Source organism: Streptomyces sp. Je 1-4 4N24, from assembly GCF_026239515.1.
GTDB lineage: Bacteria > Actinomycetota > Actinomycetes > Streptomycetales > Streptomycetaceae > Streptomyces > Streptomyces nigrescens.
The window spans coordinates 5631196-5646133 of sequence record NZ_CP110836.1 but is presented as its reverse complement, the minus strand read 5'-3'; the positions used below and the strand labels follow the sequence as shown (position 1 = coordinate 5646133).

Annotated in this window: 11 protein-coding genes; 7 read left to right on the top strand and 4 right to left on the bottom strand. The window is 72.0% G+C overall.

Features of this window, described 5'->3' with window-relative positions; genetic code table 11:
• Positions 1 to 358: 358 nt before the first annotated feature.
• The 3 genes from SLV14N_RS24805 (at position 359) to SLV14N_RS24795 (ending at position 3332) form a co-directional block, all read left to right on the top strand.
• Complete coding sequence (locus SLV14N_RS24805; protein ID WP_263271132.1) at positions 359 to 907, top strand: cysteine dioxygenase family protein; 549 nt, start codon at positions 359 to 361, stop codon at positions 905 to 907.
• Between the two features lie 140 nt (positions 908 to 1047).
• Positions 1048 to 2004, top strand: a complete 957-nt coding sequence (cofD, locus tag SLV14N_RS24800; RefSeq protein WP_109890160.1) for a 2-phospho-L-lactate transferase — start codon at positions 1048 to 1050, stop codon at positions 2002 to 2004.
• Positions 2001 to 3332: a coenzyme F420-0:L-glutamate ligase gene (locus SLV14N_RS24795; protein WP_263271129.1), complete on the top strand. Its 1332-nt coding sequence runs from the start codon at positions 2001 to 2003 to the stop codon at positions 3330 to 3332. Before cofD ends, SLV14N_RS24795 begins: the two co-directional genes overlap by 4 nt.
• A gap of 46 nt (positions 3333 to 3378) precedes the next feature.
• Here SLV14N_RS24795 and SLV14N_RS24790 read toward each other — a convergent pair whose 3' ends face one another.
• The 3 genes from SLV14N_RS24790 to SLV14N_RS24780 all read right to left on the bottom strand — a co-directional run bounded on the left by SLV14N_RS24790 (position 3379) and on the right by SLV14N_RS24780 (position 7329).
• Entirely contained in the window at positions 3379 to 4284 is a 906-nt protein-coding gene (locus SLV14N_RS24790; RefSeq protein WP_208683705.1) for a DNA-3-methyladenine glycosylase, read from the bottom strand.
• 347 nt (positions 4285 to 4631) lie between these two features.
• Entirely contained in the window at positions 4632 to 5714 is a 1083-nt protein-coding gene (locus tag SLV14N_RS24785; RefSeq protein ID WP_263271128.1) for an NDP-sugar synthase, read from the bottom strand.
• 250 nt (positions 5715 to 5964) lie between these two features.
• Positions 5965 to 7329 carry a peptidoglycan recognition protein gene (locus SLV14N_RS24780; protein ID WP_259670499.1) on the bottom strand — a complete coding sequence of 455 codons (1365 nt, stop codon included), beginning with the start codon at positions 7327 to 7329 and terminating at the stop codon, positions 5965 to 5967.
• Positions 7330 to 7440: 111 nt separating this feature from the next.
• Here SLV14N_RS24780 and SLV14N_RS24775 point away from each other — a divergent pair, with 111 nt between their 5' ends.
• The 4 genes from SLV14N_RS24775 to SLV14N_RS24760 all read left to right on the top strand — a co-directional run bounded on the left by SLV14N_RS24775 (position 7441) and on the right by SLV14N_RS24760 (position 13355).
• Positions 7441 to 8202 (top strand): TIGR03089 family protein, encoded by a 762-nt coding sequence (locus tag SLV14N_RS24775; RefSeq protein ID WP_263271125.1) that lies wholly within the window; start codon positions 7441 to 7443, stop codon positions 8200 to 8202.
• A 161-nt stretch (positions 8203 to 8363) separates the two neighbouring features.
• The gene (locus SLV14N_RS24770; RefSeq protein WP_208683700.1) at positions 8364 to 9590 is read left to right on the top strand and encodes an LCP family protein; all 1227 of its coding nucleotides are present in this window, start codon (positions 8364 to 8366) and stop codon (positions 9588 to 9590) included.
• Between the two features lie 223 nt (positions 9591 to 9813).
• A complete protein-coding gene (locus SLV14N_RS24765; protein WP_263271123.1) occupies positions 9814 to 11586 on the top strand; it encodes an LCP family protein in 1773 nt (590 codons plus the stop codon).
• A 71-nt stretch (positions 11587 to 11657) separates the two neighbouring features.
• Entirely contained in the window at positions 11658 to 13355 is a 1698-nt protein-coding gene (locus tag SLV14N_RS24760) for an LCP family protein (protein WP_263271122.1), read from the top strand.
• 306 nt (positions 13356 to 13661) lie between these two features.
• Here the strand turns inward: SLV14N_RS24760 and SLV14N_RS24755 are convergent, their stop codons facing one another.
• Positions 13662 to 14693 carry a glycosyltransferase family 2 protein gene (locus SLV14N_RS24755; RefSeq protein ID WP_263271121.1) on the bottom strand — a complete coding sequence of 344 codons (1032 nt, stop codon included), beginning with the start codon at positions 14691 to 14693 and terminating at the stop codon, positions 13662 to 13664.
• Positions 14694 to 14938 lie beyond the last annotated feature (245 nt).

The following is a 14938-nucleotide window of genomic DNA, read 5'->3' as shown; positions in this document are numbered from 1 at the left end:
TCGATGTCTCCGTGTCCGTAGCTGCACAAACCTTTCGCCGGGCGGAGTAACCGGATGAGGTGAAAGATTTACGGCAAACCCGACATCAAGTTGACATCGCGTCGCGGACCCGGTCTCCTTTACCCCATGCCAGCGACTCCCGCGCTCCGACTGACCCGTGCCTACGGGTCGCTCTGCGCTGCGCAGTCCCGCTGTCGCTGTTCCAGCTGTTGAAGCCACTGAGCTCCAGCCTTCCGCTCGCACCACCCCGCAGCGCCCCTGCTCCGCGTCGCCGCGCCGCGCCCCCTACCGGGAGAGCCCGCGCCGCGCCGCAGCCAGTTCGCGTCACCCCCGCACTTCGCCGAGGAACCGAAACCCCATGAACAGCGACGTCCAGATCGCCGGCGACCCGCTCGCCATCCCCCACCTGCTGCCGCCCGTTCCCGCACACCCGGCCACCGTCGCCGGCTTCGCGGGGCTGGCCCGCTCGATCGCCGCCGACCGCGCCGCCTGGGCCCCGCTGGTCCGCTACGACGCCACCACCCGCTGGTACCACCGGCTGCGCACCGTCCCCCAAGCTCTCGACGCCGCTCGAGCAGGGGGTGCCCCCATCGGCTACGAGGTGTGGCTGCTGAGCTGGGTGCCGGGGCAGGGCAGCGGCCGGCACGACCACGGGGCGTCCTCCGGTGTGCTGACCGTCCTGGAAGGCGAGTTGACCGAACACGCCGAGGACGGGCCCCGTACCCTCACGGCCGGCGCCCAGCGGGTGTTCGCCCCCGGCTACGTCCACGAAGTCGTCAACGACGCCCTGACGCCGGCCGTCAGCCTGCATGTGTACTTCCCCGGACTGACCAATATGCCGATGCATCCCAGTCAGGCCGCGGACTCCGGGGCCGTCACCACCTCTCCCGGGATACTGGCCCCCTGACACCGCCTCGTTCCGCCCGACATGCCCACCCGTCGCCCGACCACCGCCCCTCATCGAGTCGCCTTCGGCTGACACACTGCCCACCCGTCGCCCGACCACCGCCCCTCATCGACTCAGCCTTCGGCTGACACACTGTCTCCATGCGAATCGTGGTTCTGGCCGGCGGTATCGGCGGCGCCCGCTTTCTGCGGGGACTGAAGGCAGCGGCTCCGGACGCGGACATCACCGTCATCGGGAACACCGGCGACGACATCCATCTGTTCGGGCTCAAGGTGTGCCCCGACCTCGACACCGTGATGTACACGCTCGGCGGCGGCATCAACGAGGAGCAGGGCTGGGGCCGTGCCGACGAAACCTTCCGGGTGAAGGACGAGTTGGCCGCCTACGGCGTCGGCCCCGAGTGGTTCGGGCTCGGTGACCGGGACTTCGCCACCCACATCGTGCGGACCCAGATGCTGAGTGCCGGATATCCGCTCAGCGCCGTCACCGAGGCGCTGTGCGCGCGCTGGAAGCCCGGTGTGCGGCTGCTGCCGATGTCCGACGACCGGGTCGAGACCCATGTGGCCGTCGACGAGGAGGGCGAGCGCAAGGCGGTCCACTTCCAGGAGTACTGGGTGCGGCTGCGCGCCTCGGTGCCCGCACATGCAGTGGTGCCGGTCGGCGCCGACCAGGCCAAGCCCGCGCCGGGCGTACTGGAGGCCATCGCGGCGGCGGATGTGGTGCTGTTCCCGCCGTCCAATCCGGTGGTCAGTATCGGGACGATCCTGGCGGTGCCCGGTATCCGGGAGGCCATCGCGGACGCCGGGGTGCCGGTGATCGGGCTCTCGCCGATCGTCGGCGACGCCCCCGTCCGCGGAATGGCCGACAAGGTGCTGGCGGCGGTGGGCGTGGAGGCGACCGCCGCGGCCGTCGCCCGCCACTACGGGTCCGGGCTGCTGGACGGCTGGCTGGTCGACTCCGTCGACGCCGGCGCGGTCGACGAGGTCGAGGCCGCCGGTATCCGCTGCCGGGCCGTACCGCTGATGATGACGGATCTGGACGCCACGACCGCGATGGTGCGCGAGGCGCTGGAGCTGGCCGCGGAGGTCCGGGCGTGAAGGACGCCTCCGAGGTGCCCGCTTACCGGGTGTGGGCGCTGCCGGGAGTGCCCGAGGTGCAGCCCGGCGACGACCTCGTCAAGCTGATCGCGGCGGCCGCGACCGCTGAGGGGATGCCCCAACTCGCCGACGGTGACGTGCTGTTGGTGACCTCGAAGATCGTCAGCAAGGCCGAGGGCCGGGTGGTCGAGGCCGCCGACCGCGAGGCGGCGATCGACCAGGAAACCGTGCGGGTGGTGGCGCGCCGCGGCACCCTGCGGATCGTGCAGAACCGGCAGGGGCTGGTGATGGCCGCGGCCGGTGTCGACGCCTCCAACACCCCCGCGGGGACGGTGCTGTTGCTGCCGGAGGATCCGGACGCCTCGGCGCGTGCCCTGCGTGCGGGCCTGCGCACCGCGCTCGGCGTCGACGTCGGCGTCGTCATCAGCGACACCTTCGGCCGGCCATGGCGCAACGGGCTCACCGATGTCGCCATCGGCGCGGCCGGGGTGCGGGTGCTGGACGATCTGCGCGGCGGCACGGACGCGTACGGCAATCCGCTCAGCGCGACGGTGGTGGCCACCGCCGACGAACTGGCCGCCGCGGGCGACCTGGTGAAGGGCAAGGCCGACGGGCTGCCGGTCGCGGTGGTGCGGGGTCTCGCCCATGTCGTCGGGGAGACCGGCGAGCCGGACGGGGCGCGCGCCATGGTGCGCAGTCCCGAGGACGACATGTTCCGGCTGGGCACCTCGGAGGCCGTACGGGAAGCGGTCACGGCACGGCGTACGGTCCGCGCCTTCACCGGCGAACCGGTCGATCCCGGGGCGGTCCGGCGCGCGGTGGCGGCGGCGGTCACGGCCCCGGCGCCGCACCACACCACGCCCTGGCGGTTCGTGCTCCTGGAGTCGCCCAAGGCGCGGGGGCGGCTCCTGGACGCGATGCGGGACGCCTGGGTCGCGGATCTGCGCCGGGACGGCAAGTCGGAGGAGTCCATCGCCAAGCGGATCCGGCGCGGCGATGTGCTGCGTGCCGCGCCGTATCTGGCGGTGCCGTGCATGGTGACGGACGGCTCGCACCCCTACCCCGACGCGCGGCGGAGCACGGCGGAGCGCGAGATGTTCCTCGTGGCCCACGGCGCGGGGATCCAGAACTTCCTGGTCGCGCTGGCGGGCGAAGGCCTCGGCTCCGCCTGGGTGTCGTCGACGATGTTCTGCCGGGACGTGGTCCGGGACGTACTGGGGCTGCCGGAGGACTGGGAGCCGATGGGGGCGGTGGCCATCGGGCGTCCGGCGGCGGCACCGGCCGCGCGCCCGGCACGGAACGCCGAGGACTTCGTCGTCGTGCGCTGACCGGCACGACGGAGTCGTCGTGGTGCGCTGACCGCGCCCGCGCCGGTCACAGCCGGGCGATGTCCCCCACGGGGAAGCGTGGCGCGCGGCGCGGCGGGACGCGGCCGGACAGCAGGATCAGCCGGGCGGCGCGGTGCCGCTGGCCCTCGTAGGGCGCGAGGAGTTCGAGCATCTCCTCGTCCGTGGTGCCGCGGCGGCCGGTGAGGGCATAGCCGATGATCTTCGGCAGATGCAGATCGCCGACCGTGATCGCGTCCGGGGCGCCGAGGGTGCGCTGCAGCGTCTCCGCGGCGGTCCAGGGGCCGATGCCGGGCAGCGCCATGAGGCGTCGGGTGGCGTCCGCGAGGTCCATCCGCGCGGCCTCCTCCATCCGGCGGGCGGCCCGCACGGCGCGCAGGATCGCGGACGAGCGCTTGGCGTCGACGCCCGCGCGGTGCCACTCCCAGGAAGGGATCAGCGCCCAGCCGCGCGGCTCCGGCATCACCCGCAGCCGCGCCCAGGGGCCGGGGGCGGGCTCGCCGTGCCGCTGCAGCAGCAGCCGCCATGCGCGGTAGGCCTCGTCGCTGGTGACCTTCTGCTCCAGGATCGAGGGGATCAGCGACTCCAGGACCAGGCCGGTGCGCGCGAGCCGGACGCCGGGGTGGCGGCGGCGGGCCTCATGGACGATGCGGTGCCGGGCGGTCAGCTGCGCCGGGTCGTCGGACTCCCCCAGCAGCTCGGGCAGGCGCTCCAGCAGCCAGTCGGCGCCCGGCCCCCAGGCCTCGGCCTCGACCTGGCCGGCGGCCGGGCGGGCCGCGATACGGAGCGTGCCGGGCCCCTCGGGGGTACGGCAGGCGCGCCACAGTTCGCCGTCGCGCACCGCGAACGCGGGGTCGCCGGGGCCGCGCTGCAGCACACCCAGCGTGCGGTGCAGGTCGAACGGGCCGGGCGGGTCCCAGGTGCGGGCGGGCATGCGGCCAGGTTAGGCGATGGGGGTGACGGCGGGGGCGGGGCGTAGATGGGGTGACGGCGGGGTGGGCCGTGGGTGGGGGTGGCGGCGGGGCGGGCCGTAGGGGGTGGGCGAACAGATCCCGTAGGGGTGGCGAGCGCCCCCTCGGGGGCCACAACGTGGTGGTGCAGGGCGGCATTCCCGTGGTGTGCCGCTCCGGTGGTGCCCGCTCCTGTCGTGCGCCACTCCTGTGGTGCGCCACTCCTGTGGTGCACCGCTCCCCTGGTGCACCGCTCCCCTGGTGCGCCACTCCTGTAGTGCACCGCTCCCCTGGTGCGCCACCGGAGCGGCGGGCCGTGGGTAGCTGCCTGCTACTGGTCGGACGAGAAACGCACCGAGCCGGCGGGGATGTCGGCGTCGCACCAGATGCGGATGCCGCCGCGCAGCTCGTTGTCGGCGCCGATCCGCGCGCCGTCGCCGATGACCGCACCGTCCAGGACCGTACGGGCCCCGATGTGCGCCCCGGCGCCGATCAGTGCGTCACGGAGCCGGGCGCCCGGCTCGATGACCGCGCCTTCGAGAACGGCGCTGCCGTCGATCTCGGCGCCGGCGCCGATGACGGTGCGCGGGCCGACGACGGTGCCGCCGGTGAGCTTGGCGTCGGCGGCGACCTCGGCGGTCTCCAGGACCAGGCGGTCCCCGCAGCGGCCGGGCACCGCCGGGGACGGGGCGCGGCCGAGGACCAGGTCGGCGGAGCCGCGGACGAAGGCCTGCGGGGTGCCGAGGTCGAGCCAGTAGGTGGAGTCGACCATGCCCTGGAGGTGGGCTCCGTCGGCGAGCAGGCCGGGGAAGGTCTCGCGTTCGACGGAGACCGGCCGGCCGGCCGGGATGGTGTCGATGACCGACCGGTTGAAGACATAGGCACCGGCGTTGATCTGGTCGGTGACGATCTCCTCGGGGGTCTGCGGCTTCTCCAGGAAGGCGGTGACCCGGCCGGTGTCGTCGGTGGGCACCAGGCCGAAGGCGCGCGGGTCCTCGACCCGGGTGAGGTGCAGGGAGACGTCGGCGCCGGAGGTGCGGTGGGTGCCGACGAGGGCGGCGATGTCCAGGCCGGTGAGGATGTCACCGTTGAAGATCAGTACCGGGTCGTCGGGCGCGGAGTGCAGCCGCGAGGCGACATTGCGGATGGCGCCGCCGGTGCCCAGCGGCTCCTCCTCGGTGACGTACTCCAGGTGCAGGCCGAGCGCCGATCCGTCGCCGAAATACGGCTCGAAGACCTCGGCGAGGTACGAGGTGGCGAGAACGATGTGCTCGACGCCGGCGGCCCGGGCGCGGGCCAGCTGGTGGGTGAGGAACGGCACACCCGCCGCCGGGACCATGGGCTTGGGCGTATGCACCGTCAGCGGGCGCAGCCGGGTGCCCTTGCCGCCGACCAGGAGGATCGCTTCAGTCACCTTGTCGTCTCTGCTTCCTGCTGGGGTCGGCCGATCGGCGGACCAGTGTAGGCAGACGGGGCCCCGGGCGCCCTCGGTGGTGGGGTGCCCCCCGTGCCGTTCCGGCCATGGAAGGAGCGCGGGCCAAGGGGCGAACGTCGTGGCGGCTAAGACGTGTCGGCGGCAGGAACGGTTGAGTGGTCCCCGCACCCTGCGCCGTGGCAGAACCGCGCCCACCCGGAGGGTGCCGTCGTGCCCGGCCGGCAGCGGATCAGCGGCCCTGCAGGGCGGCCGCGGCGAGACGGGTGCCGGCGAGCTTGTCGTAGAGGTGGACGCCGGGGCAGTCGGTGGTGAAGCCGTCCCGGTGGCCGGAAATGACGTGCAGCGGGACCTTGGTGCCCTTGGGGAAGCGGTTTCCGCCGCCGGACAGCAGCTTGGTGGTGGCGCGCGGATCGACGCTGTAGAGGCCCAGCTTCCACGCCGTCAGACGGGCGATGGCGTGGACGGCTGGTTGCGGCGGCTCGTCGTCGGTGAAGGTGCCGAGGACGGCGATACCGGTGCTGTCGGTGTTGAACCCGAGGGTGTGGGCGCCCATGACGGCCTTGGCGACGCCGCCCGCGCGGCCCTCGTAGACCGTTCCGCACTTGTCGATGAGGAAGTTGTAGCCGATGTCCCGCCAGTGGTTGCTCTTGACGTGGAAGCGGTACATGGCGCGGATCAGCAAAGGGGCCTCGGCGCAGTCGTAGTTGTTGCCCGAGCCGCTGTGGTGGACGAAGGCGGCGCGGACGGTACGGGTATAGGTGAAGGCCTTCTCGCGCAGCTGCTCGTCGGCGCCCCAGCCGGCCCGGGTGACGATCCGCGGACGCGGTCCGACGTAGGAGTGGCCGGGCGGCGCCCCGTCCTCGGCGGGGAGGTCGGCCTTGGAGGCGGCCTGGTCGAGGGCCGGGATCTCGGTGGCGCCGAGCGGGGCGAGCCCGGCGTTGGCGGCGGAGGCCGCGGTGGCCTCGGGGGTGAGCGGGGCCGGGGGGTCGGCATGTGCGCCGCGGACGGCCCGTGGAGCCCTGCCGGGGTCGACGAGTTCCAGCCGGAGTCCGCCCGGGAGGGCGGCCCGTGCGCGGTGGCGGGACTCGGGGGTGATGCGCAGTTGGACGGCGTCGGAGTCGCCGACCCACAGCGGCGCGGTGCTGCCGCGTACCTCGCTGTCGCGCCGCTCGGCGGAACCGAGGTCGGGCGCGTCGTCGTTGTGGACCTGGACGTCCTGCCAGCCGGACCAGTCGCCGCTGCCGGTGGCGCGGGTGCGGACCTGGACCCGGCCGCGCAGCTCGGCGGCGGCGTCGTCCCAGACGACCCCGAGGAGGGAGAACGGCCGTACGGCGCGGGCCGGCAGGCCGAGTGACTGGGGGGCGGGCGCCGGGGTGGTGTCCCGGGCGTCGGGGTGCGGGGCAGCTGCGCCGAGCGCCGCCACCGGCAGGGACTGGGTGCTGCCGGGCAGCTCACCGGAGGGTGCGGACCGCGGCGCGGCGGCGGGGGCGGCGCTCGCACCGGCCGTCGGGGCGAGGGGCAGGGCGAGGGCGGCGGTGCACACGGCGCCGAGACAGATCGCGAGGAAGGGGCGCATGGACAAAATCCTGGACATGGGCGGAGCGAACGCGCCAACGGTGATCTGACGGGGCATCGGCCGATCCGGTGGCGCGGGCCCGCCGGGCCCGACCCGCCGTCAGCCGCCGCCGCGCGTACCCTGGCCGCGATGAACGCCACCGATCGCACCCCCGCCGACCTGCTGAGTTCCGCGCTCGCCGCGGACCCGGCCCGCCCGCTGGTGACCTTCTACGACGACGCCACCGGCGAGCGCGTGGAACTGTCCGTCGCGACCTTCGCCAATTGGGTGGCCAAGACCGCCAACTACCTCCAGGGCGACCTGGCCGCCGAACCCGGCGACCGGCTCGCGCTGCTGCTGCCCGCGCACTGGCAGACCGCCGTCTGGCTGCTGGCCTGTGCGTCCGTGGGCGTGGTGGCGGAGGTGGACGGCGATCCGGCCGCCGCCGATCTCGTCGTCGCCGGGCCCGACCGGCTCGATGCGGGGCTCGCCTGCTCCGGGGAGCGGGTGGCGCTGGCGCTGCGCCCGCTGGGCGGCCGCTTCCCGCAGCCGCCGGCGGGCTTCGCGGACTATGCCGTCGAGGTGCCGGGCCAGGGTGACCGGTTCGCGCCGTTCGCACCGGTGGACCCGGGTGGCGCGGCGCTGGTCGTCGGCGGCGAGGAGCTGACCGGGGCGGGCATCGTGGCCCGTGCGCTGGCCGACGCGGGCGCGGCCGGGCTGCCGGAGGCCCCCCGGGTGCTGTCGGGGCTGGGGTACGACACCTGGCAGGGCCTGTCGTACGGGCTGTACGCGCCGCTGGTGACCGGCGGCTCCGTGGTGCTGTGCCGCCACCTGGACCGGCTGGGCGCCGAGGCCGAGGCCGACCGCGAGCACAGCGAGAAGATCACGTTCCGGGCGCCGCTGCCGCACTGAGAAACGGCGCTCCCCCGTCCGGCGGACCGGACGCCCCCCAGGGCGGGCCGGTACGTCCTTTTCGGTCCATGATCTTGAGTACGTACAACCATGCGCGGGTTTCGTCCGTCTCTTGTTCCGTCCGGGCCCTGCGTGCGGGCGCGACGCCGACTCCGTGAGGGATGGACGCACACGTGACCGAGAGCCCCGAGCCCCGCAGGTTCGCCGGCTGGGCCGCGCGCCCGGCCGGGGGGCCGGGAGCGGGCGGGCCGGGGCGCCCGGACCGGCGGCACTGGCGTCGCTTGGCCGCAGTCGGGATCACCGGTTTCGTGCTGGCCGGGGCCGGTACCGGCTGGGCGGTGTACGCGAAGCTCAACAGCAATATCCGCACCGACAGCGCCACCGAGCGGGAGCTGCGGAAGTGGGAGTCCGAGCGGCCGCCGGCGGGCCCGCCGAACGCCGCGAACGTGCTGCTGATCGGCTCCGACAGCCGTAACGGCGGCAACGGCAGATACGGCCACAGCCGCGGCCAGCGTTCGGACACCACGATGCTGCTGCACCTCGCGGCGGACCGGAAGAGCGCCACCGCGGTGAGTATCCCGCGCGATCTGATGGTCGAGGTGCCGCACTGCAAGCGCCCGGACGGCACGGAGACCGCACCGCGGGCGGGCCAGTTCAACGGGGCGTTCGCGGCGGGCGGCCCGGCCTGCACGATCCGGACGGTCGAGAAGATGACCGGGATCCGCATCGACCACTACTTGATCATCGATTTCGTCGGCTTCACAAAGATGGTGGACGCGGTGGACGGCGTCGAGGTCTGTCTGCCCCGGCCGGTGCACGATCCCGCGGCGCATCTCGCGCTGCCCGCCGGCCGGCAGACCCTGCACGGTGAGGAAGCGCTCGGTTACGTACGGGCACGAAAGAGCCTGGGAAACGGCAGCGATACCCAGCGCATGGAGAGGCAACAGCGATTTCTTGGCGCACTCGTGAAGAAAGTGCAGAGCAATGGTGTCCTACTCAATCCGACCCGGCTGTATCCGGTGCTGGATGCCGCGACGAGTTCACTGACCACGGACACCGCGCTGGCTTCCCTGAAGGGCCTGTACGAATTGGTGCGCAGCGCCCGCCGCATTCCCACCGACCGGATCCAGTTCATGACCGTGCCGCGGCGGGAGTACCGCTTGGACCCCAATCGCGATGAGCTGGTGCAGCCGGACGCCGGACGGCTCTTCGGGCAGTTGCACAGGGATCTTCCGGTGACCGTGACGCCCCCGCGCGACGCCGGGGAGGTACCGGTCCGCACCGGAAACGGATCTTCGGACGACCGGCCGGGCGAACGGCCCGGGCCCTCGCCGAGTTCGGGCCCGACCTTTCCCGGGACGACGGCGGAACACGGGATCTGCGAATAAAGATGCCGCAAAACAAGCCGACGACTCGAATGGATTGGGCGGATTGCCCAGTTGTAGGTAAGTGGAATTTGTCACGAGCGTCGCGGGGCGCTGAACTGGGCGGATAGTGTGAGCGATCCGGTCGCACGACCAAGCTGACCGATGACCTGGCAATGCACGATCGACCGACCGAGCGCCTTGAGGGGATGGCGCCGCGTGGCACCGACGGAGGACTCAAGGCACCGTGGACGCGCAAGGCCGTGGGCGGGCGGGCGACAACAATGTCGATCCCGCCGATCAGTGGGTGTTCGATCCGGACACCGGCAACTACGAACTGCGGCTTGACCCTGCCGGTCAAGCCGCCGCTCGGCCCTCCGACCGCAATGCGGCCGGCAGACGCGCCGCCCGCAAGCGGGACGCCGATGCCGGCGACACCGACACCCGACCGCTGCCGACCCAGCGCGGCCGGCAGGGCGAGGGCACTGCGGACGGGGACGGCGAGCGCCCCGCCGGCGGGCGGGCGGCGCGCCGTGCGGCCGCCACCCGCACGGCGACCGCGACGGCAGCGGAGGCGGGCCCGGCGAGCCGCCGTAAGCGCAAGCCGAAGAAGTCGGGGAAGAAGCGGGCGCTGCACTGGACCGCCGGTGTGGTGGGCTTCGTCCTCGTCGCCGGCTGCGGCGCCGGGTACTTCATCTACCAGCAGCTGGACGGCAACATCTCCAAGGTCGATGTCGGCGTGGAGAACGACGCCGTGTCCGACGGCCCGGTGAACCTGCTCATCATCGGGACCGACTCCCGCTCCGGGAAGGGCAACGGGGGCTACGGCGACGCCGGCAGCGTGGGGCACGCGGACACCACGATCCTGATGCACATCTCCAAGGACCGGACGAACGCGACGGCGATGAGCATCCCGCGCGACATGATCACCGACATCCCCAGCTGCCCGACGAAGCAGAAGGACGGCTCGACGAAGAACATCCCCGGTGAGCAGGGGGTGCGCTTCAACACCAGCCTGGGCCAGGAGGGCCGGGACCCCGGCTGCACCTGGCGCACCGTCGAGAAGATGACCGGACTGAAGATCAACCACTTCATGATGGCCGACTTCAACGCGGTCAAGGAGCTGTCCAACGCGGTGGACGGTGTCGAGGTGTGCGCGGCCAAGGACATCAACGACCCCAAGTCGCACCTGAAGTTGAAGGCCGGCCGGCACGTCGTCAAGGGCGAGCAGGCGCTGGCGTTCGTCCGTACCCGGCACACCGTCGGCTTCGGCAGTGACCTGAGCCGTATCGAGCTGCAGCAGCAGTTCCTCAGCTCGCTGATCCGCAAGCTGAAGTCCAGCGCCTTCAGCAGCCCCGGCAAGCTCTACGACGTCAGCCAGGCGGCGACCAAGGCGCTCACCGTCGACACCGGTATCGGCACCGCGGGCAAGCTGCTGGACTTCGGTACCGACCTCAAGAAGGTCGACATCGACAAGGTCACCTTCGCGACCGTGCCGGTGCTGGACAACCCCGACGACCCGGCGACCGTCATTCTCGACAAGACGAAGGCGGATCCGCTGTTCGCGATGGTGCGGGCGGACCACACCCTGGCCAAGGGCAAGAAGGGCAAGGGCAAGAAGTCCGCCCCGGTCAAGAAGGCGCCGCCCGAGCGCGTACGGGTCGATGTCTCCAACGGCGGCGGGCCGATCGGCTCGGCCCAGGAGACCGTGGACTGGCTGCAGAACAACAAGGGCGCCAAGCTCTCCACCAACGCCGGCAACGCGCCGTCGAAGCTGGCCGCCACCCGCCTCGAATACGGGCCCAACCAGGCCGACCAGGCCGCCACGCTGGCCGACTGGATGGGTCTGCCCAAGAGCGCGCTGAAGAAGTCCTCGCAGAACGCGGGCGACCGCGAGCCGATGAAGCTCGTCCTCGGCAAGGACTTCAAGGCACCGGGTTCACCGGTCGAGGCGCCGACCGAAACCCCGGACGGGGTGCAGAACGTCAATGCAGATGACAAGAACATCTGCGCAAAGTGAATTGAGCGGGATCCGGCCGCCCCGCCGAGGCGCCGAGCGCACCACCGGACTGACAACGGGGAGAGGGCCGAATGGGGCAGAGCAGTGTGCGGGGTGACCGGTCGCGTCGGAGACGGCGGCCGGAAGCTGAGGAACCGGTGCGGGACGACGGCGTCTACGAGGACAAGGGGCTGCCTCCGGACGCGCCCGGCTGGACGCCTCCCGAAGGCGGCGCCGTGTCCTCCGAGGGCGGTGACGGCGATGTGCCCGCCGAGGGCGGCGGGCACCGCAAAGGGGGGCGGCCGTCCCGCAAGGGCCGCAAGGTGCTGCGCTGGACCGCCCTCACCCTCGCCGTCCTGATAGTGGGCGGCGCGGGTGCCGGGTACTGGTACTACGAGCACCTCAATGCCAACCTCCGCAAGGCGCCGAGGTCCCTGGGCGGGGGCGGTCTGCAGAAGCCGGACCCCAACGCCTTCGGGCAGAGCCCGCTGAACATCCTGCTGCTGGGCTCCGACGGCCGGAACAGCGCCAAGAACATCGAGCTCGGCGGCGCCCGGCAGGACGCGGACCGCAAGCCGCTCGCCGATGTGCAGATGCTGCTGCATGTCTCGGCGGACCGCAGCAACATGTCGGTGATCTCCATCCCGCGGGACACCCGGGTGACGATCCCCGAGTGCACCGACCCGAAGACCCGCAAGGTCTATCCGCAGACCTCCGGGGCCATCAACCAGTCGCTCCAGCACGGCGGTCCGGGCTGCACGCTCGCCACCTGGCAGGAGCTGACCGGCATCTACATCGACCACTTCATGATGGTCGACTTCGCCGGCGTGGTGGACATGGCGGACGCCATCGGCGGCGTCCCGGTCTGCGTCGACAACAACGTCTACTCGCACGACCGCAAGGGCCACGGCAGCGGGCTGAAGCTCACCAAGGGCACCCACTCCGTCAAGGGCGTCCAGGCCCTGCAGTGGCTGCGCACCCGCTACGGCTTCGAGGACAACACCGACATCGGCCGGGCCAAGGCCCAGCACATGTACATGAACTCGATGGTCCGTCAGCTGAAGAAGGACGCCAAGCTCACCAACCCCGGGGAGCTGCGCGATCTGGCGGAGGCCGCGACCAACGCGCTGACCGTCGACGACGGCCTGGACACCGTCAAGAAGCTCTACGACCTGGGCGGCGATCTCAGCCGGGTGCCGACCAAACGCATCACGATGGTCACCATGCCCTGGCAGTACAGCGCCGACGAGTCGTATGTCTTGCCCAAGCCGGGCGACGCGGAGGAGACCTTCGGGCTGCTGCGCAACGACACCGCGCTGGACGGCAAGGACAAGAAGAAGAAGGCCACACCGGCCCCCAAGCCGTCAACGCCCAAGGACCAGCTGAAAGTTGTGGTGCAGAACGGCACCAACAGCACGGTCAACGGCCCGGTTTCCGGCCGCGCGTCGGTCATCCAGCAGCAGCTGTCCGGCCTGGGCTACACCGCGGCCGGCACCGACTCCGCGCTCACCACACAGGCCGACACCACGATCACGTACCGGGACAAGGCGCGGCGGGGCGACGCCCTGGCGCTGGCGAAGGCGCTCGGCCTCCCCAAGGAAGCGGTACGGGAGTCGAGTTCGGCCACCGGGATGCGGCTGGTGGTCGGCAACGACTGGCGTAGCGGCTCGGCGTACCCGAAGAAGCCGGGCGACGAGAAGGGCGCGGACAAGGCCCCGGACAGCGCGGACGCGCTCAACGGTGAGGACACCAAGGCCTGCATGAAGGTGAATCCGGGGTACACCTTCTAGGTTTTCGGCCGGCCTGGGTTTCCCTGCCGCCCTAGGTTTTTCCCCGCCGCCCGCCCCACCTTGTTTTTCCCCGCCGCCCACCCCCCTTCGGGGGGTGGGGCGGGTATAGGAGGGTCGGGTACAGGAGCGGCGGGCACAGGAACGGCGGGTGCGCTCGCAGAGCGGTGCACCCGCAGAGCGGTGCACCCGCAGAGGGGTGCACTCGCAGAGGGTCGGGTGCGCTCACAGAGGGCGGGGTGCACCCGGCACTCGCAGAGGGGTGCACTCGCAGAGGGGCAGGCACCCGTAACTCCCCAGCTGCCCCGTCTACTCCGCGTCCGCCGTCGGGGTCATGACCGCCGGGCGGCGGCTGGCGATGACCTTCTTGGCGAGCGCGCGGGGGCTGGTCAGGAAGCCCGTGCCCCAGGCCATGTGCATGGTGGCCAGGGCGACCGGGATCTGGAGGCGGGCCTTCAGCGACAGCCCCTTGCCGGCCGGCACCGAGCCCGCGGTGATGGCGGCGAGGTAGCCGGCCGGGACGACCAGGCCCCAGGGGGTGACGGCCGCACCGACCACCAGGCCCGCCGCGATGGCGCACACCGCGGTCGGCGGCGCGAGATAGCGCAGATTGATCGAACCGGCGTGGTAGCGGGCCACGACATGGCGCCACTTGCCGTAGTCCTTGTACTGCTTGGCCAGCGCCTTGATGCTCGGCCGCGGGCGGTACTGCACCTTCAGCTCGGGCGAGAACCAGACCTGCCCGCCGGCCTCACGGATCCGGAAGTTCAGCTCCCAGTCCTGGGCGCGGATGAACTCCTCGTTGTAGCCGCCCTGCTGCTCCAGCGCCTCGCGCCGGAACACCCCGAGGTAGACGGTCTCGGCGGGACCGGCCTGCCCGCCCGTGTGGAAGGCGGCATTGCCCACACCGATCTTGGAGGTCATGGCCGCGGCGACCGCGTCCTCCCAGGCGTTCTCGCCCTCGGCGTGCATGATGCCGCCGACGTTCGCCGCGCCGGTCTCCTCCAGGAGGCGCACAGCTGTGGCGATGTAATTCTGCGAGAGCATGCCGTGGCCGTCGACGCGCACCACGACCGGGTGCCGGGACGCCTTGATCGCGGCGTTCAGCGCGGCGGGGGTGCGGCCGGTGGGGTTGGGCACGGTGTGCACCCGGGCGTCCTCGGCGACGAGCTCGGCGGCGATCTCGTCCGTACGGTCCGTGGACGGGCCGAGGGCGATCACCACCTCCATCTCACCGGCGTACTCCTGCTCCAGGATGTGCCGGACCGAATTGCGCAGGTGACGTTCCTCATTGAGCACCGGCATGATCACGGAGACGGCCGGGGGCTGCTGCTGCGGCATGTTTCCTCAGGGGTACGGCCCGCGGCGGAGCCGCCAGCGACGGCAGCGCCCGCCGGGAGACTGCAGAATCGCGCCTCACGTTACCGCGAATGGGGGACACCCTCGGACGCAGCCGGGTGGCCGGGCGCCGGATGCCCGGCGTGTGGTGCTTTGCGGCCGATCATATGGACCTACGGTGTCCTCGTCTTATTGATCAGCATGTGTCTGCCTCTTGTGTCTGCTTATTGATCAGCATGTGTCTGCTT

What these genes read in the sequence shown, in the direction of transcription:
- SLV14N_RS24805 (WP_263271132.1), top strand. Translation starts at nt 359, where the DNA reads ATGAACAGCGACGTCCAGATCGCCGGCGACCCGCTCGCCATCCCCCAC.
- cofD (WP_109890160.1), top strand. Translation starts at nt 1,048, where the DNA reads ATGCGAATCGTGGTTCTGGCCGGCGGTATCGGCGGCGCCCGCTTTCTG.
- SLV14N_RS24790 (WP_208683705.1), bottom strand. Translation starts at nt 4,284, where the DNA reads ATGCCCGCCCGCACCTGGGACCCGCCCGGCCCGTTCGACCTGCACCGC.
- SLV14N_RS24780 (WP_259670499.1), bottom strand. Translation starts at nt 7,329, where the DNA reads ATGTCCAGGATTTTGTCCATGCGCCCCTTCCTCGCGATCTGTCTCGGC.
- SLV14N_RS24775 (WP_263271125.1), top strand. Translation starts at nt 7,441, where the DNA reads ATGAACGCCACCGATCGCACCCCCGCCGACCTGCTGAGTTCCGCGCTC.
- SLV14N_RS24770 (WP_208683700.1), top strand. Translation starts at nt 8,364, where the DNA reads ATGGACGCACACGTGACCGAGAGCCCCGAGCCCCGCAGGTTCGCCGGC.
- SLV14N_RS24760 (WP_263271122.1), top strand. Translation starts at nt 11,658, where the DNA reads ATGGGGCAGAGCAGTGTGCGGGGTGACCGGTCGCGTCGGAGACGGCGG.
- SLV14N_RS24755 (WP_263271121.1), bottom strand. Translation starts at nt 14,693, where the DNA reads ATGCCGCAGCAGCAGCCCCCGGCCGTCTCCGTGATCATGCCGGTGCTC.